The following is a 26,538-nucleotide window of genomic DNA, read 5'->3' as shown; positions in this document are numbered from 1 at the left end:
AAAATTACACCAATGCTTCAAGTTAAAAATTTAGCAATAAGTTTTAAAAATGCTCCTGCAATTATTCAAAATGTTTCTTTTAATATATTACAAAACGAAATTGTGGGTATTGTTGGAGAAAGTGGAAGCGGAAAATCAGTAACTTCTTTAGCTATTTTAGGGCTGCTTCCTAAATTTGCAAATATTAAAGGAGAAATTCTGTTTGAAAAGCAAAATTTATTGACCTACAACAACAATAATTTTCAAAAAATTAGAGGGAGTGAAATAGCCATGATTTTTCAAGAACCTATGAGTTCTTTAAATCCTACCTTAACTTGTGGTAATCAGGTTTCTGAAATTTTAGAACAGCATACCAATCTATCAAATAAACAAATAAAAGAAGAGGTTATTTCACTTTTTAAAAAAGTAAAACTTCCTAGAACTGAAACTATTTTTAACTCCTATCCACACCAAATAAGTGGCGGACAAAAACAACGGGTTATGATTGCTATGGCAATTGCTTGCAAACCAAAACTTTTAATTGCCGATGAACCTACAACAGCTTTAGATGTTACGGTTCAAAAAGAAATAATTTTACTTTTAAAAGAATTACAACAAGAGTATAAAATGGGAATTATTTTTATTTCTCATGATTTGGCTTTGGTTTCTGAAATTGCAAACAACGTAGTAGTAATGCATAAAGGAAAAATTGTTGAACAAGGTAAAGTTGATCAGGTTTTTATGAATCCGACAGAAAACTATACTAAGGCACTTATAAACTCAAAACCGAATACTAAAAAGCGTTTTAAAATATTACCAACGGTTAACGATTTTATTAATAATACGGTAAATAAAACTGTTTATTCTGATAGTGAACGTGCTGAATTTCAGCAAAAAATTTACAAAAAACCTCCATTACTAGAAATCAAAAACTTGCACAAGAATTTTATTTCTAATGCTTCTTGGTTTATAAAGCCAACAATTGTAAAAGCAGTTAATAATGTATCTTTTAAAATTTATGAAGGTGAAACTTTAGGTTTAGTAGGGGAGAGCGGTTGTGGAAAAACCACGTTAAGCAGAACTATTTTACGATTAGAAAACGCAACTTCAGGAGAAATAATTTATAACGGAGTAGATATTACAAAACTTTCAAAATCTGGTTTTAAAAAATTAAGGAAAGAAATTCAAATTATATTTCAAGATCCTTTTTCTTCTTTAAATCCAAGAATTACCGTTGGTAACGCAATTTTAGAACCTATGAAGGTTCATAATATTTTAAAATCATCAAAAGAACGAAAAGAATATGTATGCGAATTATTAGAAAAAGTTGGGTTAGAAAAAGAGCATTTTTATAGATATCCGCATGAATTTTCTGGCGGACAACGTCAACGAATTGGTATAGCACGTACCATTGCTTTAAAGCCAAAATTAATTATTTGTGATGAGTCCGTTTCTGCTTTAGATGTATCAGTACAGGCACAGGTTTTAAATTTATTAAATCAATTAAAAGCAGCATTTAACTTTACCTATATCTTTATTTCTCATGATTTATCGGTAGTAAAATACATGGCCGATCAATTAGTAGTGATGAATAAAGGTAAACTTGAAGAAATTGCAGATGCTGATGAAATTTACAACAATCCAAAAACCGAATATACCAAAACATTAATAGCAGCAATACCAGAAGGTTTGTAACTTTTTTCAATGCTTTATTAATGGTATATTGCACCGTTAAAAAACGAAAAGAAAAACATGAAGATAATCGTTCCAATGGCAGGAATCGGGTCTCGTTTAAGACCTCATACACTTACAACTCCAAAACCGTTAACCGTTATAGCTGGTAAACCAATTGTACAACGTTTGGTTGAAGATATAACTTCGGTTGTAAACCAACCAATAGAAGAAATTGCCTTTATAATTGGTACAGCTGCTAAAGGTTTTCCTACGGATACTAAAGATAAATTAATAGCAATTGCCGAAAGTTTAGGGGCTAAAGGATCAGTATATGTACAAGAAGAAGCGTTAGGAACTGCGCATGCTATTTATTGCGCTAAAAAATCATTAAACGGCTCGTGCGTTGTGGCTTTTGCAGACACTTTATTTAAAGCTGATTTTACGTTAGATGCTAACGCAGATGGTGCTATTTGGGTAAAGCAAGTAGCAGACCCAAGTGCTTTTGGTGTGGTGAAATTAAAAGACGGATTCATTACTGATTTTGTTGAAAAACCGAAAGAGTTTGTTTCTGATCTAGCAATTATTGGAATTTACTACTTTAAAGATGGTGATAAGCTTCGTGAAGAAATAAAGCATTTAATTGATAATGATATTCGCCCTTCAGGTGAATTTCAATTAACAGAGGTTTTAGAGTCTTTAAAACAACAAGGTGCAAAATTTATACCTGGTAAAGTAGATGCTTGGATGGATTGTGGTAAAAAAGATCCAACGGTTGATACCAATAAGCAAGTTTTAGGTTTTGAGCAAGCTGATGGCAACAATTTAGTTGCTAACGACGTTGTATTAGAAAACTCAGAAATAATACAACCTTGTTTTGTAGGTAAAAATGTGGTTTTAAAAAACACAAAAATTGGACCTTTTGTTTCAATTGGTGAAAATAGTGTTGTTGAAAACTCAACAATTGTAAACTCATTAATTCAAACAAACGTTCATATATCTAACGCAAAATTAGATAATGCAATGATTGGTAATCATGCAAAATACAATGCTAATTATACATCGGTCAGTATAGGTGATTATACAGAACTTACATAGTAAAACAATCCATAAAAAATCAAGAATTAAGATGTTTTTATCTTTTTTCTTGATTTTTTACGCCTTTATATGTTATTCACAAGACAGTATTCCTGGTGTTATAGCTATTAACGAAAAAAACAATATCGATTTTCAAGAAAACTTTTTTAAAGCACTTTCACAAAAAGCTGTTTTCAATCACAAAAAAGCCATTGAATATTTAAACAACTGCAATGAAATAACACCTGATGATACGGCTGTTTTATTTGAACTTTCTAAAAATTATTTAAAATTAGGTAGAAATATTGAAGCTTTAGAATACATCGATTTATCTTTAAATATAGAGGAAGATAATCTTTGGATGCTTGAACATAAGGTTGCTATTTTACGAAGAACTGCAGATTTTAAGCAAGCCGTAACAGTTCAAAAACAACTTGCAAAAAAACATCCGAAGAAAAAAAGAGTACTTGTCTATTTACATCTTCAAAATCGTGATGTAGCTTCAGCTAAAAAAGTCTTATCAGAACTAAGAAACGCAAAATTATTAGATTCTAGGCTTCGAAGAATTGAAGAAAGGTTACATAATAACGTAGCCAACAAAGTTAAAAAAGCACCTAAAAACATTGTAAATGTAGATTTACGTGTAATTTTTGAAAAAGAAAAAACATTTGCAAACTTAAAACCTTTATTAAATAAGTTACATATAAATACTCATACTGATTTATTAAAATATAGTGAGCAAGGTTTAACCTTATTTCCGGCACAGCCTTTTATCTATTTAATGAACGGTAAAGCACTTAACAATAATCATCAATATAAGAAAGCGCTACAAAGTTTACAAAACGGCATTGATTTTGTAATTGATAACACTAAAATTGAAGCACAATTTTATTTTGAAATGGCAAAAGCTTATCAGAAATTAAATGATACTAAAAAAGCTTCATTTTTTAAAAATAAAGCCGAAAAAACGCTAAAATAGTTTTCCTTTTATAAATTTTATGAAATACGTTACCCTACTTATTGTTTTATTTTTAAGTTTTTATTCGTGTAAGTCGAGTAAAAACATAGCAAATAAACCAACCATAATTAAAGAAATGTCTGCTCGTAGAGTAGCAAAAAAACATACTAATGCTAATTTTGATGAGAAAACCGTAGATGCTCGTTTAAAAGTAAACTATAAAAGTAATAAAGAAAAAGTAGGCTTTAAAATACGAATGAAAATTAAAAAAGATGAAGTAATTTGGCTTAAAGGAACCAAATATATAACTGTTTTTAAAGCCAAAATTACGCCTACAAAAGTGCAATTCTATTCGCCTTTTTATAAAAACTATTTTGATGGCGATTTTTCAATGCTCAAAAAATTATTAGGTACCGATATTAATTTCAAGCAACTACAAAATATGTTGTTAGGAGAATCGTTATTTAATGTAAGACAAAAAAGACATGCTGTAACAATTACAGATAAATCGTATCAACTTACCCCAAAAAAACAATCCGAATTATTTAATCTCTTTTTTTATGTAAATTCACTTCATTACAAATTAAATAAACAATCGGTTGTAAGCACAAAAAAAAATCAACGTTTAGATATAGCATACCCTAAATTTTTAAATAAAAAAGGAGTGTTATTTCCAGAAAAGATAAAAATCAACGCAAAACAAAACAATAGCTATACAAATATTGATATTTCAACTCGATCTGTTGATTTTAATACTAAGTTAAATGTTGATTTTAAAATGCCTAAAGGTTATAAAGAAATAAAATTATAATGAAAAAAACTGTTTTATATATCTCATTTTTAAGTGTTTTTTTAATAGGTTTTCCTTCTTATAGTCAAGAACGAAAAACACTAGAAAAGAAGCATCAAAAACTAAAAAATGAAATTAAACAGATTAACAATTTACTGTTTAAAACAAAAAAAGAAAAAGGGAATGCTTTAGATGATTTAAAGGACTTAAGTCAAAAAATTAATACTAGAGAACGTTTAATAAAAGTTATTGAGTTAGAATCACAAAAACTATCAAAAGAAATAACATTAAACGAAAAACAACTTGCCACATATAATGAGCAGTTAAAAAAATTAAAAAAAGAGTATGCTGATATGGTTGTAAAAACCCATAAAAGTAAATCGCAACAAAGTAAAACCATGTTTTTACTCTCTTCTGAAAGTTTTTACCAAGCTTATAAGCGATTAAAATACATGCAACAATACAATGATTACCGAAAAAAACAAGGTGAAGATCTTATTGTAAAGGCAAATGAAATTAAACAATTTAATGATTCTTTAATACAAAAGAAAAAAGACAAAGAATTATTAATTATTGCTAAAAAATCACAAAAAGAAGAAATAGAATCTGATAAAAAATCGCAAGAAAAATTAGTTTCTAAAATTAAAAAAGAAGAAAGTAAATACAAGCGAAATTTACAGAAGAAAATCAAAGAAGAAAAACGAATAACAGCTCGTATAGATCGTTTAATTAGAGAAGCAATTGCAAAGGCTAATAAAGGAAAAAAGAAACCTAAAAAAGGTGGGACAGGATTTGTTTTAGATGCTGCCGAAAAAAAATTACTGGCAAGATTTGAGCAAAATAAAGGAAATTTACCTTGGCCTGTTACAGGGATTATAACCAGAAGATACGGTGTGCAACCTCATCCAACATTTTCTGGTATAAAAATTAACAGTCCTGGCTTGCATATTGTTACCAAAAAAAATACAGATGCTAAAAGTATATTTAACGGTAAAGTATTAGCATTACAATCGCAATCTGGTGGTAAAAAATCAGTATTAATACAACATGGTAGTTATATATCCTCTTATAATAATCTTGAAAATGTGTATGTTAAAAAGGGTAGTATAATAAAAACAGGCGATAAAATAGGAAAGGTTTTTACCGACAAAATTTCAGGTAAAACCACGTTACTTTTTATTTTATCAAAAAATGTTACTAAGTTAAATCCAGCAACATGGATACGTACTAATTAATATAAGTGTATGAAAAATTCTACAAACTTCATTATTATTTTTGTTGCAATCATAGCTGTTTTAGTTGTTGGTAAAGGAATTTTAATACCGTTTATATTTGCCATAATTTTTTGGTTTCTAACACGTGAAATTCGTAAAACAATTTACAAAATACCGTTTGCTAAAAGATTTATTACTAGTTGGTTAAGTAATGTTTTTGTATTTACTTTTATTGTATTGGGTTTTGGTTTTATTTCTGAAATTATTACCAATAGTATTACAAATTTATCAACATCATACTCTAAATATGAGCCAAATATTGATGCAACTATTAAAAGTTTAGATACTTATTTTCATATTGATATCATAAAATCAGTAAAATCGGTAATTGGTGATTTTAATTACGGATCGGTTTTAGGAGATATTGCTAACGGTATTAGTAGTTTATTAGGCGATACTTTTATGATTATCATCTATGCCTTATTTATCTTCTTAGAAGAAAGTAGTTTTAAAAAGAAACTTGTTAAAGTATTTGAAAGAAAAAAAGATAAGCATACAAGTATGCAATTAATGTTAACAAAAATTGAATATTCCATTTCAAATTACTTGCGTTTAAAAACTTATGTAAGCTTACTTACAGGTGTTTTAAGTTATATTGTTTTATTAATTGTAGGCGTAGACAGCGCACCTTTTTGGGCTTTTTTAATCTTCTTATTAAACTATATACCCACCATTGGTTCGTTAATTGCTACAATTTTTCCAGCAATTTTTAGTTTGATACAATTTGGAGAGTTTACTCCCTTCTTAATAGTACTAATTGCTGTTGGTTCAGTACAAGTAATTGTAGGTAATATTATAGAGCCTAAATTATTTGGTAAGTCTTTAAATTTAAGCCCTTTAGTAACTATATTATCCTTAGCTATTTGGGGTAAGATATGGGGAGTAACAGGCATGATTTTAAGTGTGCCTATTACTGTAATTATGATTATAATTTTCTCTCAGTTTGAAAAAACAAAATCTATAGCCATATTTTTATCTGAAAATGGTGATTTAGACAAGATTTAAGCTTCTTTTAACCTAAAAACAATGCTTTTAACTCCTTAGCTTCTTTAGGGTCTAATTTACCTGCTAAAACCAAACTTAATTGTTTTCTACGTAAAGCCGCATCGTAACGTTTTTTCTCTAATTCAGTTTCTGGTTGAATTGGTGGAACTGGAACTGGTTTTCCTGTTTCATCAACAGCAACAAATGTATAAATACCTTCGTTTACTTTTGTTTTTTCACCAGATTGACGATCTTCAATCCAAACATCTACATAAATTTCCATAGATGATTTAAATGCTCTAGAAACTTTAGCTTCTAAAGTAACCACGCTTCCAACAGGAACTGATTTTGTAAACGCAACGTGATTTACTGAAGCAGTAACCACAATTCGTCTAGAATGACGACGTGCTGCAATACTACAAGCTCTATCCATACGAGCTAATAATTCTCCTCCAAAAAGATTGTCTAAATAATTAGTTTCTCCTGGTAAAACAAGATCGGTAAGTACTGTTAATGATTCTTTAGGTGTTTGCGCTTTCATCAATTAATTTTTGATGCAAAGATATACATAAAGCTAAAAAAATAAGTAATTTAAAAGAATGATTATTTAACCAATAACCATGCATCTTCACTAACTGTTTTTTTAATTTCTAATAAAGATTTACGAGCTTCTTCTTTAGAATTAAAACTAGTAAATGTTACTTGTGTTAAACCAAATTTATTTTTACCTAATATTTTAGCGTCGTAACCTAACTCTTGCAATTCTTTAAGCTTGTTTTCAGCATTTTTTATTTCCTGAAAAGCACCTGCAATAATATGAAAACTCCCTTTTGATGTTTTCGTTGCGTTTAAATTGATGGTCGGTAACGGGTTATTAATAACAAAAGTTGCTGATTGAATTTGTTTTTTTTCAGCTTGTTGTTTCGCTGCTAACAAATCATTTTCAGGTTGATTTTTAATTCCATTCCAACCAGCATAGCTAATTCCTAATAAAATTGTCGCTGTTGCTGCATATTTTAATAAAACAGCTGTGTTACTTTTTTCTTTAACAACTACTGGCAATGGTTTTACTGTTTGCTTAAATCTTTTTACAGATTCGCTTTCTACAATAGCTAAACCAAAAGATGTTGTTAAAAAATTACTAGTAGTATTTGGTTCAAAAACAATTTGCTTTGCTTCATTTAAAGATAAGCTACCTACAGAGGCAACTTTAACAGCAGTATTGTTTAATTCATTTTTCCATTGAGCCACTTCATTTGCAATAAAAGTAGTTGCCTTTTCAAAAGAAATATTTTTATTTGAAGCAATATAATTTGCCAATAAACCATCATTATGCTGTAAATACGCATTAAAAGTAATTTGCTTTTTCGGCGGATAAAATGTTTGAGTAGCATCGTTCATTTTAGCGCCTATTTTATTGGTTACAAAACCACCAAAATTAGGAACAATTACGCAATCGTATCTGTATAATAAATCGTTTATATAGTTGGCTAATGTCATAATAACAAATATAGTTTTTTTACTAAGTCGTTTTAAGTTTTCATACAAATGTTATCAACAGTTTTTTTGTATATTGATAATCAAATTATTGCTGTATGAAATCTGAAAAATTAGTGGCCATTTTACGATTAAAAGCAACCAAAAACATTGGTGATATTTTAGCAAAAAAGTTAATTACTGCCACAGGAAGTGTAGAACAGGTGTTTAAAGAAAGTGCAAATACTTTGCAAAAAATAAACGGAATTGGCACGCATGTTATAAAACATTTACTGGATACAACTAACTTAAAAAGGGCAGAGGAGGAGCTAAAGTATATTCAGAAAAAAAAATTGCAGTTTTCTTATTTTTTAGAAGATGATTATCCGCTTAATTTAAAAAACTGTATTGATGCACCTATATTATTTTTTAAAGACGGAACTATTAACCTCAACAGTCAAAAAATTATTTCTATAGTTGGTACACGAAATATTACTTCTTACGGGCGTGATTTTTGTAATCAACTTATTGAAAACTTAGCTGCATATAATCCCATAATTATTAGTGGCTTTGCCTACGGAATTGATATTTGTGCTCACAAAGCCGCTATAAAAAACAATTTGCAAACCGTTGGAGTTTTAGCACATGGTTTTGAGCAAATTTATCCGAAAGTTCATAAAAAATATATTAATGATGTAAATAAAAACGGTGGATTTATTACCGAGTTTTATCATAATGAACAACCACTACGCGAAAATTTTTTAAAACGAAATCGTATTGTTGCGGGTATTTCAAAAGCAACAATCATATTAGAATCTGCCGAAAAAGGAGGCTCATTAGTAACTGCTGATATTGCTAATTCTTACAACCGAGATGTATTTGCCTTACCCGGAAAAACTACCGATATGTATAGTAAAGGCTGTAATAAACTTATTAAAAATAATCAGGCGCATTTATTAACCTCAGCTACAGATATTGTAAAAATGTTAAACTGGGATCTTAAACAACCTAAAAACCAACCTTTACAACAACAGTTATTTGTTGATTTAAATAACGTTGAACAAAAAATTTACGACTACCTACAACAAAATGGTAAACAATTACTTGATGTTATTGCACTTGATTGTGAAATTCCTACCTATAAATTAGCATCCATCTTACTTCAAATGGAACTTAAAGGAGTAGTAAAACCTTTACCTGGTAAATTGTTTGCCATTTAGTACCTTTGAAGCATGGCTGAAGAAAAATTAATATCTCAAAAAAAACCTGCATATCCTGTTAATAAAAAGCTTTCGCTTTACTTAAAAAGACATAACAGAACCATTCAAATTCCTATTTTTTATGATGATTTATTGCGTTTTCAAGGATCAATAGCTGTATATGATAAAGATGATAATGATACTTTATGGGTGCGTGTTTATTACAACGAGTTTGAACGAGAAGAAATCGATTTAAGTCTTAAAAAAGTGTATAATATTTTACATTCAAACGGTTCAGACGCTAGTATAAAACACTTAAATATTGATGCTGTAGATTTTTGCACCTTTGGTAATTCACAACCTTTTAGAGTAAAAGTTCGTAATATTTTAAATGATAATTACACGTATTTTTATGTAAAAAAAACCGATGCTTCTCGTATTTACGGGTTAGAATTAGAAGATATTTTATCACCTTATAATTTAAATTTTTTGGTGCATAAAGACACCTTAATTGAAGAACATATTTCTGGAATTCCAGGAGATGTTTTTATCAAAGATTATTTGGCCGATTGTTTAGAAATTGAAAAAGCACAAATAGCTAAAGAATTTGTAAAATTTAACGAACGTTGTATGATTCGTTTGTTAGGCGACATGCGTTCGTACAATTATGTTGTAGTACCTACACACGATTTTGAAAACGTGGTGTATAAAATACGTCCGATAGATTTTGATCAACAATGTTACGAAGGAAAATTTAAGGTCTATTACCCTCAATTTTTTAAAGAAAATTTAAAAATGGTTCAATTAGTTACTAAAAAACTTGATTCTGAATCAATAGAACAGTACCAACTTGAAGAACGCTCAATTGTTGCAAAACGCATATTAGGGTCTCGTTCTCGTTTAAACAGATTACTTACTGCCATGAAATCTGATAATATTTCCATTCCTAAACATATTAAAAAATTAAAAACAGAAATTTTTGAATTTACTGGCGATATCAATTTTAGAGATAGTGATGGAATGGGTGAGGTGTTAGATAGTGCCCTTACCTTTGTTCGTAGAAATTATGAAGATGTAACCCTAAAAAGCATTATACAGCAACAACAAAAAATACATTAGGCTATTATTAAACTACCTGCATTGACGAATAAACTCTAACAGTTTTAAATAAAACCTAATACTTTATTTATTATCATTTTTTACTTCGGATGCTTTCAATAATTACGGTTGCGAGGATTAAACTTCCACCTACAAAAGTGTTCCACGTGGGAACTTCATTTAAAAATAAGAATGCTAAAACAATTCCGAATATTGGTTGTACGCTACTAATAATACTTGCTGTTGAAACTGAAAAAAACTGTAACGAATGTACCATTAAACTATGACCTATTGCTGTAGTTAAAAAAGCAATTAATAGTACATACGGATATTGAGTTTCTAACCCAGAAACATCCATAAAAAACAATACTGGTACTAAACAAATAGTAATTATTAAGGTTTGATAAAACATTAATAATACCCCGTTATACTGCAATACGTATTGTTTTAAAATTAAAATTCTGATAGCATAACATAGAGCAGAGAGTAGTCCAAATAATATTCCTTGAACATTTTCACTTTCTAAATTAAAATCTGGCGCTAGCATATAAATCCCTAACAAAACCATGCAGCCTAGAAGAATATATATTGGATTAAATTTTATCTTTAAAAACAAGGGTTCTAAAAAAGCAATCATTACTGGAAAAGTATATAAAGACAGCATACCGATAGCTACATTAGATCGTTTTAATGCGTAGAAATAGGTAATCCAATGCAATGCCATAAAAATTGCGCTAATAATAAATGGAATCACATGTTTGGTAGATTTTAATGGAATATCAATTTTTTTTAAACGGCAAAAAGCGTATAAAAACACCATAGCAAAAGCAGAGCGGAACCATACAATAACCTCTGATGGCATAGCAATATATTTGCCCAAAACACCTGAAGTACTCACAAAAAATGTAGCTACTAATAGGCCTGATATATTTTTAAGATGGTTATTTTGCATTGGTTATTTTTTGATTCTTTTAAAATAGCTCGTAATTAACATATAAATCACACTCGGAATTCCTATCCAAATAAACTCACTCATCAATACTTTAACACCTCTTTCACCAAAAAAACGTTCAATTCCAATCGGCGATACTTTAATTGGTCGCCACGGAAAAAAATAACGACTCGTATCGAAAGGAGAAAAAAATGCAACTCCTAAACCACCAGTTGTTAAAGCATCTAAAATAGCATGTGAAGCGGTACTTATTGTAAAAAATAAAATGAGTGCTACACCTTTTTTTGTAAATATTTCTTTTCTGTAAAATATTAAGGTGATTAAAAACCCTAAAATAAACGCAAAGAAAAGTGAATGCGAAAAGCCGCGATGTCCCCAAAAACTATTGTATTTGATTCCGAAACTAAAGCCTATTACATCAGCGTCTGGTAGTATTGCACAACCAATACCTAATAAAAGGAACTTCCAATTTACAAGCGATTTAGAAAATCCTTTTCCGAGAGCAAACGATGCTAGTGCGTGACCAAATATTGATGCCATTTTATGTTTTTAAGTATCTCCTCGAGCGCATGCGAAAGGTTAAAAATCTAATCAATATTTATTGACTCCGCTCAAAATGATATGAACCTATACTTTTTGTAATATTTTTAAAGCTGTATTTACCGAATCAATTCTAATAAATGTGATTAATAATCGTAAGCCATTTTTGGTTTTCTTCTCTTTCATAACACAACTTTTCGAGTTTTTTTGAACATACTGCAACATTTTTGTAAATGCTGGAGTTTGATAAAATCCGCTTTGTTGATCAGAAACAAAATAACCAATCATACGTTTTTGCTTTAAAATAATTTTTTCTAAACCGAGTTCCTTCGCTAACCATTTTATACGAACAGAGTCTAATAAATCTTGAACCTGAGTTGGATATTCACCAAAACGATCGGTAATTTGACTTTCAAATTCTACCAATTCTTTTTCTTCGGTTAAGGTTCCTAATTTGTTATACAAACTCAATCGTTCGGTTACTGAATTTACGTAATCATCAGGAAAAAGAATTTCAAAATCAGTATCTATTTGTACTTCTTTTACATACTCTTTTGGTTCATTTTCATCTACCGGATACAGTTCTTTAAACTCGTTTTCTTTTAATTCCTCAATAGCTTCTTGTAATATTTTCTGATAAGCATCAAATCCAATATCATTAATAAATCCGCTTTGCTCACCACCTAATAAATCACCTGCACCACGAATTTCTAAATCCTTCATGGCTATATTTAATCCGCTTCCTAAGTCAGAAAATAATACTAATGCTTCAATACGTTTACGAGCATCATCTGTCATCATATGAAATGGTGGCGTAATAAAATTACAGAATGCTTTTTTATTAGATCGACCTACACGACCACGCATTTGGTGCAGATCAGACAATCCGAAGTTATTGGCATTATTTATAAAAATAGTATTGGCATTTGGTACGTCTAAACCGCTTTCGATAATCGTGGTAGACACTAATACATCAAACTCATTATTCATAAACCCAAGCATCAATTCCTCTAACTTTTTACCCTCCATTTGCCCATGACCGATACCTATTTTTGCCGATGGAACCAAACGTTGTAACAATCCTGCTACTTCTTTGATGTTTTCTATTCGATTATGGATAAAAAACACTTGACCACCACGAGAAATTTCATACGAAATAGCATCACGAATCGTTTCTTCGCTAAAGCGGATTACATTGGTTTCAATCGGATGACGGTTTGGTGGCGCCGTTTTTATAACTGATAAATCACGTGCAGCCATCAAACTAAATTGTAATGTTCTTGGGATAGGAGTGGCGGTTAACGTTAAGGTATCTACATTTTCTTTGATGGTTTTCAGCTTATCTTTTACGGCAACTCCAAACTTTTGTTCTTCATCAATAATTAACAACCCTAAATCTTTAAAATTGACTTTTTTATTGGTTAATTGATGTGTTCCTATCACAATATCTACACTTCCGTTTGTAACACCTTCTAAAACACCGTTACGCTGTTTTGTGGTTCTAAAGCGGTTTAGATAATCTATGGTAACCGGAAAATCTTTTAAACGCTCAGAAAAGGTTTTAAAGTGCTGAAACGCTAAAACGGTAGTTGGCACTAAAACAGCCACTTGTTTTCCGTTATCTACCGCTTTAAAAGCGGCTCTAATAGCAACCTCTGTTTTACCAAAACCAACATCACCACACACCAAACGATCCATAGGTTGGGCTTTTTCCATATCATTTTTTACATCTTGCGTTGCTGTAAACTGATCAGGTGTATCTTCATAAATAAAACTTGCTTCTAACTCATGTTGCATATGTGTGTCTGGGCCAAAAGCATAGCCTTTTTGTAATTTTCGTTTTGCGTAAAGTTGAATTAAATTAAAGGCAATATGTTTTACTCTTGCCTTCGTTTTTTGTTTTACTTTTTTCCAAGCATCAGAGCCTAACTTATATATTTTAGGCGGTTTACCGTCTTTACCATTAAATTTTGATATTTTATGTAACGAGTGAATACTTACATATAAAATATCGCGGTCGCCGTAAATAAGTTTAATTGCTTCTTGTTTTTTGCCTTCTACATCAATTTTTTGTAAACCTGCAAACTTTCCAATTCCGTGATCAATATGGGTTACATAATCGCCAATTTCTAACTTGGTAAGCTCTTGTAATGTGATGGATTGCTTTTTCTCGTACCCATTTTTTAAGCGAAATTTATAATAACGTTCAAATATTTGATGATCGGTATAGCAAACAATTTTATTTTCTAAATCGACAAATCCTTGATATAATGGAAATACAATGGTTTCATAGGAAACATCAGCTTCATTATCATCAAAAATATCATGGAATCTTTGTGCTTGTTTATCGTTAGAACAAAATATATAATTGGTAAATCCTTTTGTTGAAAATTCGTTAAAATTCTGAATTAATAAATCGAATTTTTTATTAAAAGAAGGCTGCGGATGGGTATTAAACTTTATTTCTGAAATATCTCTCGACTGTGTTTGAGATGACATTTCAACCAATGTAAAATCTGTTAATTGTTTTTTAATCAAACTACCATTACAAAATAATTCTGAAGGTTTTGAATGGTTAAGTTCGGTAGATAATTCATTAAATGAAAATTCGGCTTTTTTATAAAACTTATCTAAATTATCGGTAAGAATCTCAGTATTTTTAACAAAAATGGCTGTTTTTGCTGAAATATATTTTAAAAAACTCTCTCTACTTTCTTGTAATGTTTTGTTTTCTACATTGGGCATTATAGATACTTTCTTAAGTTTTTCTTTAGAAAGTTGCGTTTCCACATCAAAAGTTCGAATACTATCTATTTCATCCCCAAAAAACTCTATTCGATATGGTTCATCATTAGAAAAAGAAAACACATCGATTATTCCACCTCGTACTGAAAATTCTCCAGGTTCTGTAACAAAGTCTACTCGATTAAAGTTATATTCAAATAATACTTCATTTACAAAATCGGGCGATAAACTCTCTCCAACCGTAATTTTTAAAGTGTTTTTTTCGAGGTCTTTTTTAGTAACTACTTTTTCGAATAAGGCAGTAGGATAGGTAACAATTATGGCTGGTTTTTTTTGCGAATTAATTCGGTTTAAAACCTCTGATCGTAACAACACATTAGCATTATCAGTTTCCTCAATCTGATAAGGTCTTCGATAAGACCCCGGATAAAACAACACGTTTTTATCGCCTAATAATTGTTCTAAATCGTTTAAATAATATGCAGCTTCTTCCTTATCATTAAAGATTAACAAATAGGGTTTATCTGCTTTTTTAAAACTTTCAGAAATAACAAAAGACAACGAAGAACCAACCAAATTCGCTATTTGAAAATGGGGTTGTTCTTGTTGAAGTGCATCTACAATCTGCTTAACATTGCTAGATTGTTGGTAATAATTTACAATAGTTTGCTTGCTCAACCTAAAAAAATTTACGCAAATATACGAGGAATGTTTTTTGTTATAAATTAAAAATAATCTATAAACTTTATTTTTTGGATTACTTTTTTTAAAATTTGTCTTTTGTTACAGTTAAAACAGAAATATTTATTTTAAATATGTTTTAAACTAACAAAAACAATAAATAATAATTATATATTCTCTTATTATTTTATGAGTTTAAAACATATTCTTAGAGATCATTTATTATTAATAATATTTATCAATTTATAAAAAATAATAAGTAAAAATTATCTTTAATTTTTGATAGATTTCTTAACTTTAGTAAAAATTTAAACGGTACTTTTTATCGTTATTATAAAATAATTAAAATAAAAAAAATGGCAATATCAGATTTATATTCAAGTGGAAAACACAAACAAGAAATAGGACACTTTGCAAGTGTTGTAAAAATTGCAAAAACAGATGGAATAATTTCAGAAGGAGAACAACAACTATTAGACAGAGCAGCAAAGAGGTTAAACATTACTCAAACAGAATATGTTGAAATTTTAAAGAATCCTGAAAAATACCCTGTAAACTCACCTGTAAATTACGATGAACGTATTGAACGTTTGTATTTATTAACAAAGATGATTTATGCAGATAAACATGTAGATAAGGAACAAGTTACACTAATGCAAAGAATAGCCGTTGCTTTACAGTTCCCAATAGATAATGTTGAAAAAGTATGTGATGAAGCTATACATTTAGTTATGAATTTAAATGATTTAGAAGATTTTATAATTGCTATAAAAAAAGTAAACAGTATTTAAACCATTTATACTAAATTGCAATTTATTAAGTTATTATAAATAAACCTCCCTATAATTTATGAGAAATAAAATTATACTTATTACCATACTTTGCTTTTCTATGCAATTGTTTTCTCAAAATTTAAACGATTCATGGCAAATAGGTGTTGGAGTAGGAATTACAAAATTTAGTGGTGATGATGTAGATTTTATTGGAGATCGCTATCAATTTCAAGTACCTGTACTTAGTTTAACCATGCCTATTGGTGAGCGTTTATCTATTGACGGTGCTATGTCTGTAAATACAATAGATGATGTTGGTTTTATAGAAAATTCTGTAAGTTATTTTTCTTTAGATGGTTCGTTACGTTATAATTTTAATCCTGTTTTTGAAAAATTTGCACCATATGCTTTTATAGGAGCAAGTGTAGTGGATTCTGAACGAAAAATGACCCCTACATTTAATATTGGAACTGGTGGAATTTATTGGCTAAATGATACAATAGGAATCAACCCACAAGTATATTACAAACATTCTTTAGATAGTTTTGAAAGTATGCGATCACATATTCAAGGAACTTTAGGTGTTGTTTTTAAATTAAACTGGAATAATACAGGAAGTATTAATAGAGGAGGTAAATCTTCATCTTCTTGCTACTACAATCAGTTTTAAACAAAATTTACTACATAAAAAATGCCGCTTTTATAAAAGCGGCATTTTTGTTTTTATGATAATTTTTCAATAGCATTATTGATTCGCAATAATGTATTTTCTTTACCAATCATTGTCATAATATCAAACAAATCGGGTCCTGCTAATTTACCTACCAAACTTAAACGTAGTGGTTGCATTACTTTACCAAAACCTATTTCTTTAGCTGTTATCCAAGCTTTTATTACTGTTTGTGCATTTTCTATTGTAAAATTATCAATAGTGGTAATTAACTTAGCTAATTCTTGCATTAACTCACCAGTAGTTTCTTTCCACTGCTTTTTTGCGGCTTTAGCATCATATTCAATAGGATTTTCGAAGAAAAAACTTGATAACTCCCAAAAATCAGCAACAAAAGTTGCACGCTCTTTAATTAATGAAACTACTTTTTCAGTAAATTCAACCTCAGTAGTGATATTTTTTTTGGTAAGAATATCAGTATATAATGCTGCTAACTCTTTATTTGATTTTTGCTGTAAATATTGTTGGTTAAACCATTTTGTTTTGTCAGGACTAAATTTAGCTCCTGATTTACTAACCCTACTTAAATCAAAATCTTCAACTAACGCTTCTAAAGAAAAAATTTCTTGCTCTGTTCCAGGGTTCCATCCTAAAAATGCTAGCATATTTATAAAAGCATCTGCAAAATAACCATCTTCTTTATATCCTCTAGAAATATCGCCTGTTTGTTCATTCGTATATGCTAATGGAAATACTGGGAACCCTAGTTTATCACCATCACGTTTACTTAGTTTACCTTTACCAACTGGTTTTAAAATTAGTGGTAAATGCGCAAATTTTGGTGCTTTCCAATCAAATGCTTTGTATAATAATTCATGTAGTGGGAGCGAAGGTAACCACTCTTCACCACGAATAACATGTGAAATCTCCATTAAATGATCATCAACTATATTTGCTAAGTGATATGTTGGCATTCCGTCAGACTTAAACAATACTTTATCATCTAATACATTCGTATCAATTTTAATTTTACCACGAATTTCATCTTCAAGTATTAAAGTTTCATCTTGTGGTGTTTTAAAACGAACAACATATTTATCACCTGCTGCCAATTTAGCTTTAACTTCTTCAGCTGAAAGTGCCAATGAACTATTTAATTTTTCACGATTATGCCAGTTATAAGTAAATGTTTTACCATTTTCTTCGTGATTTTTTCTGTGTGCATCTAACTCTTCAGCAGTATCAAATGCATAATATGCCCAACCTTTTTCGATTAACTCATCGGCATATTTTTTATATAATTCTTTTCTTTCTGACTGACGGTAAGGACCAAATTTTTCATTTATCCCTGGACCCTCATCAAAAGGAATATTACACCATTTTAAGGCATCAATTATATATTGTTCTGCATTAGCAACATAACGTGTTTGATCAGTATCTTCAATACGTAATACAAAAGTTCCGTTGTATTTTTTTGCGAATAAATAATTAAATAAAGCAGTTCTTACACCACCAATATGTAAAGGCCCTGTTGGGCTAGGAGCAAAGCGCACTCTTACGTTATCAGTCATTGTTATTAATTTGAAAGCCCAAATATAGTCATAAAAAAAGAGCATTTGAAAATTCAAATACCCTTTAAGTTATAAAGAAATAAAAATATTAACAACCAGCTATTTTAGGATCAACACAACAATTATAATCTGGTTCTCCAACTTCATAATTCCTTTTACACCAACCTAAATCTTTTTTTATTTGTGTTCCTCCATTAATTTTTTTTTGTTCTAATTTATTTAATACAGAGCCTAAATTTGAAATACTTTTTAACATAGTTTAAAGTTTATAGATTAATAAAGTAGCAATGTATCTAATTCAAAATACTTTTATCAAAATTTAACCGTAAAATAAGTAAGGTAAAACCATAAAAATTAAAACTTATGATATAAACCAAAACTAATTGCGGGTACTTTTGCTACATTACGTCCTGCAAAGGCACCTCCTAATGCTAAATTAGCACCAAAATTTTTATTTATTTCTCCTATAAATTTTAATCCAAATGCAGCAAAACTTTGATCATTTACATACAAACTTGTACTTAAATTTTCTTGAGGCAATGTTATATCACCATTTTTTAAAGAAGCTACACCATCTAAAAAACCAGCAATCCATAACCAATTTAGAGTTTTATAACCTATTTCACCACCTAATTTATAATTACTACTATAGTTGTTTGTACGAATATCAAAACCTGTAAATGCTTGTATGTACCATTTATTAAAACCGCGTCCTACTAAAAATAATGGGGTAAATGTCCAAGCATCATAACCGCTTCGTAAACCAGCGCTTTCTATATAGCTTCCTGTATTTGCTTCAATTGCTAACTGCCCTGATATAATCCATTTTTTGTTATAAAAATTGTGTTTAATTCCTACTTGAATATTTCCAAGCATTGTTTCAGTTGCTCTTTCAGTAACAAATGTTGGTAATTCTAATGACATATCTTCAGACAAATCACCTGATTTTAACATCTTAAAAGGCAAATTTGCAAATAAAGTTGTTTTATTTGTTATTCCGTATTCACCATACAATTGTAAAGTATTATCAGTTATTTTTCTTTGTGTAGTTCGCTCTGGATTACCATAAATTTTATCATAAGATGGAACTGTTGTAAAGGAAACTTGTAAATATGATTCTTGCTTTTTCTTAGTCCACGGACTTTGAGAAAATAAATTATAAGAAATGGTTAATAGTAGTAAAGTAAATAGTTTTTTCATCTTTAAAGTAAATATAAATCAAGTTTAATATAAGTTTTAATAACTTAGTCTAGTATAAACAAAAGTTCTTACAGAAATCTTTAACTAAATTTTACTTTTAAAAATAGTACTTTTATAAATCGATATGGAAGATTTTAATAGAATAACACAGAAATTACAGCAGTTTAGTAAAAAATACTATACCAACAAACTAATAAAAGGAAGTATTTTATTTATTTCTTTAGGGCTAGTATATTTATTTTTCACCTTATTTATAGAATATTTTTTATGGTTAAAACCATTGGCTAGAACAATATTGTTTTGGCTATTTATAATTATTGAACTCCTTTTATTTATCCTTTTTATTTGTTTTCCAATTTTTAAAATTACAGGATTACAAAAAGGAATTTCTGATATAGAAGCTTCAAAAATGATTGGAAACCATTTTCCAGAAGTAAATGATAAACTTTTAAACATATTACAATTAAAGGATACTAACGAGCAATCTGATTTATTATTAGCTAGTATTAGTCAAAAAGCAGAAGAAATAAAGCCCATATCATTTAACAAGGCTATAAATTTTAGTAGTAATATTAAATACTTAAAATACGCTGCAATTCCTGTTTTTATTTGGATACTTTCGTTTATAACAGGAACAACAAAAAATTTATCTGATAGTTTTAACCGTGTTGTAAACCATTCAACAGCTTACCAAGCACCCGCACCTTTTTATTTTAACATAACTACTAAAAATTTAAAAGTTATTAGAGGAGAAGATATAACCATATATATTCAAACCACTGGTAAAATTACTCCAGAAGAAGTAAAAATTCATTTTAATAAGCAACATTATTTTTTTAACAATGAAGGTAATGGTTTATTTTCTTATACATTTATTGATGTTCAGGAGCCTATAATTTTTTATGCAAAAGCAAATAATATTACTTCGTTACAGTATAGTATTGAAGTTATAAAAACACCTGCTATTCAAAACATAGCATTAAATTTAACTTATCCTAAGTATACAAAGAAAAAAAATGAAACCATAAATAATACTGGAAATCTAAATGTTCCACAAGGAACAATTGTAAAATGGCATGTAAAAACATCTGAAACTGATACTGTTAACTTGTTATTAAATAAACTTCGTTATCATTTTAGCAAAAATAAACACAATGATTTTTATTATTCTAAGCAAATAAAAAATTCGATTAATTACCAAATAACTACAACAAACAAAAACCTACGAGACTATGAACAATTACAATTTACTATTAATGTAATTAAAGACGAACACCCTTTAATTAATGTGAGGTCTAATATTGATAGCATTTCACGTGGAAATGCTCAATTTATTGGACAAATAAGTGATGATTATGGTTTTAAAAAATTAGAGTTAGTTTATTATGATAAGAACATTATTGAAAGTAAAAATTATAAATCAATTACTATTAGCAACAACACAATTCAAAGTTTCTTCTTTGAATTTCCTAATGAATTAAACTTAACAAAAGGAATCGATTATGAACTCTATTTTCAGGTGTTTGATAACGATGCTGTAAACGGTAGTAAAAAAACAATTAGCAAAAAGTTCTCGTACAGACAAAAAACAAATAATGAAATAGAAAATGAGTTATTACAAGAGCAACAAAATTATATTCAAACGCTAGAAAACTCCTTAACAAAACAAAAAAAGAGTAAAAAAGAATTGCAAAAAATTCAGTTTAATCTTCAAAATAAAGAAAATGTTAATTGGAAGGATAAGAAAAAAATAAAAAATATAATTAAACATCAAGAGCATTACAAACAGATGATGCAACGACAAACTAAAAATTTACAGCGTAATTTTAGTGAAAAGAAAGAGAAAAACAAGAGTTTACAAGAAAAGAAACAACAATTAAAAAAGCGTATTGATGAACTTAAAAAGCTAGAAAAACAACAAAAATTATTAGATGAACTTAAAAAATTAGCTGAAAAATTAACTAGGGAAGATTTAATAAAAAAAACGAAAGAACTGGCTGAACAAAATAAACAACAAGAAAAGAGTTTAGAGCGTATTCTAGAAATGACTAAACGCTTTTATATTGAACAAAAGCTACAAAAGGCAGCTGATGACTTAAATGAACTTTCTAAAAAACAAAAAGAATTAAGTACTAAAGAAATTAATACTAAGGCGCAAGAAGAAATAAATAAAGAATTTCAGCAGATTAAAAAGGATTTAGATAACATTAAAAAAGAAAATAAGGAGTTAAAAAATCAGATGGAATTACCTGAAATGGATGCATTAGCTAAAAAGACGCAAGAACAGCTTAATACAGCTAATCAAAATATAAAAGATAAGCAACAAGGTGAAGCTAAAAAAAATCAGAAAAAGGCTTCTGAAAAAATGCAAAAAATGAGTCAGAACATGCAACAATCTATGCAGGAAATGAGCATGCAAATGGAAGAAGAAAACATGGAAGGTTTACGTCAGGTATTAGAAAACTTAATTACATTTTCTTTTGATCAAGAAGCATTAATGAATATATTTTCAAGTACTAATTCCTCACATCCTAATTTTGGTAAAAACTTACAAAAACAATATCAACTTAAAACCTACTTTGAGCATATTGATGACAGCTTATTTGTTTTATCAATAAAAAACCCAAAAATATCTTCTAAAATTCAAGATCAGTTATCATTAGCTCATTATAATTTAAATGAATCATTAGAAAATTTTGCAGATAATAAATTTACCAACGGAGTTACAAATCAACGTTATGTAATGACTGCTGCAAATACTTTAATCGATATGTTAAGTAGTACATTAGATGCTATGAAAAATCCAAAACCTGGACAAGGTAAAGGAAAAGGTAAAGGAAAATCTTTTAGCTTACCTGACATTATTCAAAAACAAAGTGACTTAATGAAAAAAATGCAACAAGGTATGCAGCAAAAAGATCAAGGAAAATCAAAAGATGGAAAAAATGGAAAAAGTGAGAAAGAGAATGGAAAAAAAGGTGAAAATGGAAATCAGAATAGTGAACAGCAGGGTGAAGGATTAGATGGAGATTTGTATCAAATTTATAAAGAACAATCTCAATTAAGGCAACAACTTGAAGATGCACTTAAAGGAAATAGAGAAGGTAATGATAAAGCTAAAAAAGCCTTAAAAGAGATGGAACAATTAGAAAATGACATTCTAGAAAAAGGTTTTACACAAAAAACTATTAACAGAATGCAACAGTTAAACCACCAATTATTAAAATTAGAAGGAGCTACATTTAAACAAAATAAGGATAATAAAAGAAAAGCAAATACCAATACAGAAGAGTACAATATTAAAAAAGCGAAAGATTTAAAGTTTAAAAAGTTGTTTTATAACCAAACAGAAATATTAAACAGAGAAGCATTACCTTTGCGCCCTAATTACAAAAAGAAGGTTCAAGAGTATTTTAATCTTCAAAACAACAATAAGTAATCAACATTATTTTATGTTATTATTAAACAATTTAAAGGATGATTGTATTTAATTACGAAACAGATTTTACTCTAAAAAACGAAGACAAAACTTTAAAATGGATTAAAACCTGTATACAAAATGAAGGTTTTGAGTTAGGTGAAATCAACTATATTTTTTGTGATGATGCTTATTTACACAAAATGAACGTAGAGTTTTTGCAACACGATACCTTAACAGATATTATTAGTTTTGATTATACTTTAGGTAAATTAGTTGGGGGAGATATTTTTATTTCAGTTGAAAGAGTAAGAGAAAATGCAAAAGAATTTAATGTGTTATTTGAAAACGAAATACATCGTGTAATTATTCATGGTATTTTACATTATATGAAATACAAAGATAAAACCGATGAAGAGAAACAAATAATGCGCGCTAAAGAAAATGATTCTTTAGAAATTTTAAACAGAAACTAAAATCGTTCCACGTGGAACAGTAGTAAAAAATGAGTTTATTTAACACAACATACGATGTAATTGTAGTAGGAGGTGGACATGCCGGTAGCGAGGCTGCAGCAGCTAGCGCAAACATGGGTGCACACACTTTGTTAATTACTATGAACTTGCAAAACATTGCTCAAATGAGTTGTAACCCTGCAATGGGAGGAATTGCAAAAGGTCAAATAGTTCGCGAAATTGATGCTTTAGGTGGTTATAGCGCTATTGTAACAGACAAGACAGCTATACAGTTTAAAATGCTAAACAAATCGAAAGGACCTGCTATGTGGAGTCCGAGAGCACAATCTGATAGAATGCAATTTGCAGAGTGTTGGAGAACCATGTTAGAGAAAACTGATAATCTAGATTTTTATCAAGATTCTGTTAACGGATTATTATTTGATGATGATAAAATTGTTGGAGTAAAAACAGCTTTAGGATTAGAAATAAAAGCTAAAACAGTTATTGTTACCGCAGGTACTTTTTTAAATGGATTAATTCATATCGGTGAAAAAACATTTGGTGGCGGTAGAGCAGGAGAAGGAGCTTCAACTGGAATTACGGAAGATTTAATTGAAAAAGGGTTTGAATCTGGAAGAATGAAAACCGGAACTCCACCAAGAGTTGATGGAAGATCTTTAGATTATTCTAAAATGACAGAACAACCTGGTGATGTAAATCCAGAGAAATTCTCATACTTACCAATCACCAATACATTAACAAAACAACGGTCTTGTTACTTAACATACACCAATCCTGAAGTACATGATTTACTTCGTGAAGGTTTTGATCGTTCACCAATGTTTAACGGTAGAATTAAATCAACAGGACCAAGATATTGCCCGTCTGTTGAAGATAAAATTGATCGTTTTGCAGAGAAAGAAAGACATCAAGTTTTTGTAGAACCCGAAGGGTGGAATACAGTAGAGATTTATGTAAACGGATTTTCAACATCGTTACCAGAAGATGTTCAGGATAAAGCAATACGTTCTATTGCCGGATTTGAAAATGTAAAATTCTTACGTTTTGGATACGCAATTGAATATGATTATTTTCCACCAACACAATTAAAGCACAACTTAGAAACTAAATTAATTGAAAACTTATTTTTTGCAGGTCAAATAAACGGAACAACTGGTTATGAAGAAGCAGCTGCGCAAGGATTAATGGCTGGGGTAAATGCTGCTTTAAAAACAAAAAATAAAGAACCATTTATCCTTAAAAGAAGTGAAGCTTATATTGGTGTTTTAATAGATGACTTAATCACCAAAGGAACAGAAGAACCATATAGAATGTTTACTTCTCGTGCTGAATACAGAACACTATTAAGACAGGATAATGCTGATTTACGTTTAACTGAAAAATCTTTTAACATCGGTTTAGCATCTAAAGAAAGACTAGATAGAGTAGAAAATAAGAAGACTAAAACAGAAGCATTAATTAAGTTTATAGAAAATTTAAGTGTAAAACAAGAAGAGGTAAATCCTATCTTACAAAGTAAAGGCTTAAGTTTAGTAAATCAGTCTGTAAAATTATTTAAGATTGCAGCAAGACCACAGTTAACCTTTTTAGATTTTAAATCGATCAAAAAACTAGATAACTATTTAACCGAAAATAATATTGATCAAGAAATAATTGAACAAGTAGAAATTCATTTAAAATATTCAGGATATATTGAAAAGGAAAAAAACAATGCTGATAAATTAAATAGACTAGAAAATGTTCCAATTCCTTCTAAATTTGATTACAGTAAAGTAAAATCTTTATCATTTGAAGCTAGAGAAAAATTATCTAAAATACAACCAACATCTATTTCACAAGCAAGTAGAATAAGTGGAGTGTCACCAAGTGATATTTCTGTTTTACTAGTTTATATGGGCAGGTAAAATTGTATTTAGAATTAAAAAAAATAAAACGTTCCTTGTGGAGCGTTTTTTCTTTTTACGTAATATTGCAACAACAGTAAACATTGTTCCACATGGAACAATATAAAAAGAAAAAGAAATTGAACACAAAAAAAGAACTATATAAAAACTTAACTCCTTTATTAAATTGTATTGATTATACAGTTTCTGATGAAAGCTATGAAGTAATGTATAATAAAGAATATGAAATGCTTGTTACTTCACCTGTACCTCAAAATTTAGAAGATTATTATTTAAGTGAAAATTATATATCGCACACAGATAGTAAAAAAACTATTTTTGATACTGTTTATCAACTAGTAAAAAATCATACTTTAAAGCAGAAATTAAAATTAATAAATTCATTTAATACTGAAGAGAAATCTATATTAGATGTAGGTGCAGGTACTGGTGATTTTTTAAAAGTTTGTAAAAATAATGGTTGGGAAATTAATGGAGTAGAACCAGCAAAAAAAGCAAGAGATTTTGCTTTTAATAAAAAAGTTAATTTAAAAGAAAGTATTGATGAATATAAAGGAAAACAATTTGATGTTATTTCACTTTGGCATGTTTTGGAACATGTACCTAATTTAATTGAATACATTACTGAGTTAAAAAAATTATTAAAACCAAAAGGCATTTTAATAATAGCTGTACCTAATTACAAAAGTTACGATGCAGAACATTATAAAGAATTTTGGGCAGCTTATGATGTACCAAGACATTTATGGCATTTCTCTAAAAACTCAATAAAAAAATTATTTAGTGAAGTTGAAATGCAAATAGAAAAAATACTACCAATGAAATTTGATGCGTATTATGTTTCATTATTGTCGGAAAAAAATAGAACTAAAAAAACAAACCCGATACGTGCTTTTTTTATTGGTTTAACTTCAAATACAAAAGCAAAACGTTCAGGAGAGTATTCATCATTAATTTACCTTGTAAAAAATATCTAAAAGGTATTTTAACAGTTATTAAGTGTGTTTTAATTTATAAAATATACAAATACCTTACTAAAATTAAAAAACCTCTTAAATGTAATATTTAAGAGGTTTTTTAATCAGTAAAAATTATTAAA

General features: G+C 29.0%; 22 protein-coding genes. 14 read left to right on the top strand and 8 right to left on the bottom strand.

Annotated elements, in window-relative coordinates; translation table 11 throughout:
• Positions 1-12 precede the first annotated feature (12 nt).
• Genes BA195_RS02420 through BA195_RS02395 form a run of 6 tightly spaced genes read left to right on the top strand, consistent with a single transcriptional unit; the run spans position 13 to position 6,754 of the window.
• The gene (locus BA195_RS02420; protein ID WP_068702071.1) at positions 13-1,674 is read left to right on the top strand and encodes an ABC transporter ATP-binding protein; all 1,662 of its coding nucleotides are present in this window, start codon (positions 13-15) and stop codon (positions 1,672-1,674) included.
• 57 nt (positions 1,675-1,731) lie between these two features.
• Positions 1,732-2,748: a sugar phosphate nucleotidyltransferase gene (locus BA195_RS02415; protein WP_068702070.1), complete on the top strand. Its 1,017-nt coding sequence runs from the start codon at positions 1,732-1,734 to the stop codon at positions 2,746-2,748.
• A gap of 31 nt (positions 2,749-2,779) precedes the next feature.
• The gene (locus BA195_RS02410) at positions 2,780-3,706 is read left to right on the top strand and encodes a tetratricopeptide repeat protein (RefSeq protein WP_068702069.1); all 927 of its coding nucleotides are present in this window, start codon (positions 2,780-2,782) and stop codon (positions 3,704-3,706) included.
• Between the two features lie 19 nt (positions 3,707-3,725).
• Positions 3,726-4,496, top strand: a complete 771-nt coding sequence (gene lolB1 / locus BA195_RS02405; RefSeq protein ID WP_068702068.1) for a lipoprotein insertase outer membrane protein LolB1 — start codon at positions 3,726-3,728, stop codon at positions 4,494-4,496.
• Positions 4,496-5,710: a murein hydrolase activator EnvC family protein gene (locus tag BA195_RS02400; protein ID WP_068702066.1), complete on the top strand. Its 1,215-nt coding sequence runs from the start codon at positions 4,496-4,498 to the stop codon at positions 5,708-5,710. The genes lolB1 and BA195_RS02400 overlap by 1 nt, the downstream gene beginning before the upstream one ends.
• 9 nt (positions 5,711-5,719) lie before the next feature.
• Positions 5,720-6,754 carry an AI-2E family transporter gene (locus tag BA195_RS02395; RefSeq protein ID WP_068702064.1) on the top strand — a complete coding sequence of 345 codons (1,035 nt, stop codon included), beginning with the start codon at positions 5,720-5,722 and terminating at the stop codon, positions 6,752-6,754.
• A gap of 7 nt (positions 6,755-6,761) precedes the next feature.
• Here the strand turns inward: BA195_RS02395 and BA195_RS02390 are convergent, their stop codons facing one another.
• Both BA195_RS02390 and BA195_RS02385 read right to left on the bottom strand, forming a co-directional pair.
• Positions 6,762-7,274 carry an acyl-CoA thioesterase gene (locus BA195_RS02390; protein ID WP_068702063.1) on the bottom strand — a complete coding sequence of 171 codons (513 nt, stop codon included), beginning with the start codon at positions 7,272-7,274 and terminating at the stop codon, positions 6,762-6,764.
• A 62-nt stretch (positions 7,275-7,336) separates the two neighbouring features.
• Entirely contained in the window at positions 7,337-8,233 is an 897-nt protein-coding gene (locus BA195_RS02385; protein WP_068702061.1) for an HU domain-containing protein, read from the bottom strand.
• 95 nt (positions 8,234-8,328) lie between these two features.
• On the opposite strand from BA195_RS02385, the gene dprA reads away from it, so the two are divergent.
• Positions 8,329-9,429 carry a DNA-processing protein DprA gene (gene dprA, locus BA195_RS02380; protein WP_068702059.1) on the top strand — a complete coding sequence of 367 codons (1,101 nt, stop codon included), beginning with the start codon at positions 8,329-8,331 and terminating at the stop codon, positions 9,427-9,429.
• Between the two features lie 12 nt (positions 9,430-9,441).
• Complete coding sequence (locus tag BA195_RS02375) at positions 9,442-10,527, top strand: hypothetical protein (RefSeq protein ID WP_068702057.1); 1,086 nt, start codon at positions 9,442-9,444, stop codon at positions 10,525-10,527.
• A 73-nt stretch (positions 10,528-10,600) separates the two neighbouring features.
• Here BA195_RS02375 and BA195_RS02370 read toward each other — a convergent pair whose 3' ends face one another.
• The 3 genes from BA195_RS02370 to mfd form a co-directional block, all read right to left on the bottom strand.
• A complete protein-coding gene (locus tag BA195_RS02370; RefSeq protein ID WP_068702054.1) occupies positions 10,601-11,458 on the bottom strand; it encodes a DMT family transporter in 858 nt (285 codons plus the stop codon).
• A gap of 3 nt (positions 11,459-11,461) precedes the next feature.
• A complete protein-coding gene (locus tag BA195_RS02365) occupies positions 11,462-11,998 on the bottom strand; it encodes a metal-dependent hydrolase (RefSeq protein ID WP_068702052.1) in 537 nt (178 codons plus the stop codon).
• 87 nt (positions 11,999-12,085) lie between these two features.
• Positions 12,086-15,421 carry a transcription-repair coupling factor gene (gene mfd / locus BA195_RS02360; RefSeq protein WP_068702051.1) on the bottom strand — a complete coding sequence of 1,112 codons (3,336 nt, stop codon included), beginning with the start codon at positions 15,419-15,421 and terminating at the stop codon, positions 12,086-12,088.
• Positions 15,422-15,780: 359 nt separating this feature from the next.
• On the opposite strand from mfd, the gene BA195_RS02355 reads away from it, so the two are divergent.
• Both BA195_RS02355 and BA195_RS02350 read left to right on the top strand, forming a co-directional pair.
• Complete coding sequence (locus tag BA195_RS02355; RefSeq protein WP_068702049.1) at positions 15,781-16,215, top strand: TerB family tellurite resistance protein; 435 nt, start codon at positions 15,781-15,783, stop codon at positions 16,213-16,215.
• 58 nt (positions 16,216-16,273) lie between these two features.
• Positions 16,274-16,867, top strand: a complete 594-nt coding sequence (locus BA195_RS02350) for an outer membrane beta-barrel protein (RefSeq protein WP_084443023.1) — start codon at positions 16,274-16,276, stop codon at positions 16,865-16,867.
• Between the two features lie 53 nt (positions 16,868-16,920).
• On the opposite strand, the gene gltX is transcribed toward BA195_RS02350, so the two are convergent.
• From gltX to BA195_RS02340, 3 genes are all read right to left on the bottom strand, one after another.
• The gene (gene gltX, locus BA195_RS02345) at positions 16,921-18,438 is read right to left on the bottom strand and encodes a glutamate--tRNA ligase (RefSeq protein WP_068702045.1); all 1,518 of its coding nucleotides are present in this window, start codon (positions 18,436-18,438) and stop codon (positions 16,921-16,923) included.
• A gap of 88 nt (positions 18,439-18,526) precedes the next feature.
• Complete coding sequence (locus BA195_RS14310) at positions 18,527-18,694, bottom strand: hypothetical protein (protein WP_176714941.1); 168 nt, start codon at positions 18,692-18,694, stop codon at positions 18,527-18,529.
• A 98-nt stretch (positions 18,695-18,792) separates the two neighbouring features.
• Complete coding sequence (locus BA195_RS02340; protein WP_068702043.1) at positions 18,793-19,638, bottom strand: transporter; 846 nt, start codon at positions 19,636-19,638, stop codon at positions 18,793-18,795.
• A 124-nt stretch (positions 19,639-19,762) separates the two neighbouring features.
• Between BA195_RS02340 and BA195_RS02335 the strand changes: the two genes are divergently transcribed.
• The 4 genes from BA195_RS02335 to BA195_RS02320 all read left to right on the top strand — a co-directional run bounded on the left by BA195_RS02335 (position 19,763) and on the right by BA195_RS02320 (position 26,416).
• A complete protein-coding gene (locus tag BA195_RS02335) occupies positions 19,763-23,077 on the top strand; it encodes a DUF4175 family protein (protein ID WP_068702041.1) in 3,315 nt (1,104 codons plus the stop codon).
• Between the two features lie 38 nt (positions 23,078-23,115).
• On the top strand, positions 23,116-23,532 hold the full coding sequence (gene ybeY / locus BA195_RS02330) for an rRNA maturation RNase YbeY (protein WP_068702039.1): 417 nt from the start codon (positions 23,116-23,118) through the stop codon (positions 23,530-23,532).
• A 29-nt stretch (positions 23,533-23,561) separates the two neighbouring features.
• Positions 23,562-25,439, top strand: a complete 1,878-nt coding sequence (gene mnmG / locus BA195_RS02325; RefSeq protein WP_068702037.1) for a tRNA uridine-5-carboxymethylaminomethyl(34) synthesis enzyme MnmG — start codon at positions 23,562-23,564, stop codon at positions 25,437-25,439.
• A gap of 92 nt (positions 25,440-25,531) precedes the next feature.
• Complete coding sequence (locus BA195_RS02320) at positions 25,532-26,416, top strand: class I SAM-dependent methyltransferase (protein WP_084443021.1); 885 nt, start codon at positions 25,532-25,534, stop codon at positions 26,414-26,416.
• Positions 26,417-26,538 lie beyond the last annotated feature (122 nt).

Origin of the sequence: Tenacibaculum soleae, assembly GCF_001693415.1 — a bacterium.
In the GTDB taxonomy this organism is placed as follows: domain Bacteria; phylum Bacteroidota; class Bacteroidia; order Flavobacteriales; family Flavobacteriaceae; genus Polaribacter; species Polaribacter soleae.
The sequence above is the reverse complement of the archived record's forward strand: the minus strand, read 5'-3'. Positions and strand labels throughout refer to the sequence as shown.

Coding starts and splice junctions, on each gene's coding strand:
- BA195_RS02420 (WP_068702071.1), top strand. CDS start 13: ATGCTTCAAGTTAAAAATTTAGCAATAAGTTTTAAAAATGCTCCTGCA.
- BA195_RS02415 (WP_068702070.1), top strand. CDS start 1,732: ATGAAGATAATCGTTCCAATGGCAGGAATCGGGTCTCGTTTAAGACCT.
- BA195_RS02410 (WP_068702069.1), top strand. CDS start 2,780: ATGTTTTTATCTTTTTTCTTGATTTTTTACGCCTTTATATGTTATTCA.
- lolB1 (WP_068702068.1), top strand. CDS start 3,726: ATGAAATACGTTACCCTACTTATTGTTTTATTTTTAAGTTTTTATTCG.
- BA195_RS02400 (WP_068702066.1), top strand. CDS start 4,496: ATGAAAAAAACTGTTTTATATATCTCATTTTTAAGTGTTTTTTTAATA.
- BA195_RS02395 (WP_068702064.1), top strand. CDS start 5,720: ATGAAAAATTCTACAAACTTCATTATTATTTTTGTTGCAATCATAGCT.
- BA195_RS02390 (WP_068702063.1), bottom strand. CDS start 7,274: ATGAAAGCGCAAACACCTAAAGAATCATTAACAGTACTTACCGATCTT.
- BA195_RS02385 (WP_068702061.1), bottom strand. CDS start 8,233: ATGACATTAGCCAACTATATAAACGATTTATTATACAGATACGATTGC.
- dprA (WP_068702059.1), top strand. CDS start 8,329: ATGAAATCTGAAAAATTAGTGGCCATTTTACGATTAAAAGCAACCAAA.
- BA195_RS02375 (WP_068702057.1), top strand. CDS start 9,442: ATGGCTGAAGAAAAATTAATATCTCAAAAAAAACCTGCATATCCTGTT.
- BA195_RS02370 (WP_068702054.1), bottom strand. CDS start 11,458: ATGCAAAATAACCATCTTAAAAATATATCAGGCCTATTAGTAGCTACA.
- BA195_RS02365 (WP_068702052.1), bottom strand. CDS start 11,998: ATGGCATCAATATTTGGTCACGCACTAGCATCGTTTGCTCTCGGAAAA.
- BA195_RS02355 (WP_068702049.1), top strand. CDS start 15,781: ATGGCAATATCAGATTTATATTCAAGTGGAAAACACAAACAAGAAATA.
- BA195_RS02350 (WP_084443023.1), top strand. CDS start 16,274: ATGAGAAATAAAATTATACTTATTACCATACTTTGCTTTTCTATGCAA.
- gltX (WP_068702045.1), bottom strand. CDS start 18,438: ATGACTGATAACGTAAGAGTGCGCTTTGCTCCTAGCCCAACAGGGCCT.
- BA195_RS14310 (WP_176714941.1), bottom strand. CDS start 18,694: ATGTTAAAAAGTATTTCAAATTTAGGCTCTGTATTAAATAAATTAGAA.
- BA195_RS02340 (WP_068702043.1), bottom strand. CDS start 19,638: ATGAAAAAACTATTTACTTTACTACTATTAACCATTTCTTATAATTTA.
- BA195_RS02335 (WP_068702041.1), top strand. CDS start 19,763: ATGGAAGATTTTAATAGAATAACACAGAAATTACAGCAGTTTAGTAAA.
- ybeY (WP_068702039.1), top strand. CDS start 23,116: ATGATTGTATTTAATTACGAAACAGATTTTACTCTAAAAAACGAAGAC.
- mnmG (WP_068702037.1), top strand. CDS start 23,562: ATGAGTTTATTTAACACAACATACGATGTAATTGTAGTAGGAGGTGGA.
- BA195_RS02320 (WP_084443021.1), top strand. CDS start 25,532: ATGGAACAATATAAAAAGAAAAAGAAATTGAACACAAAAAAAGAACTA.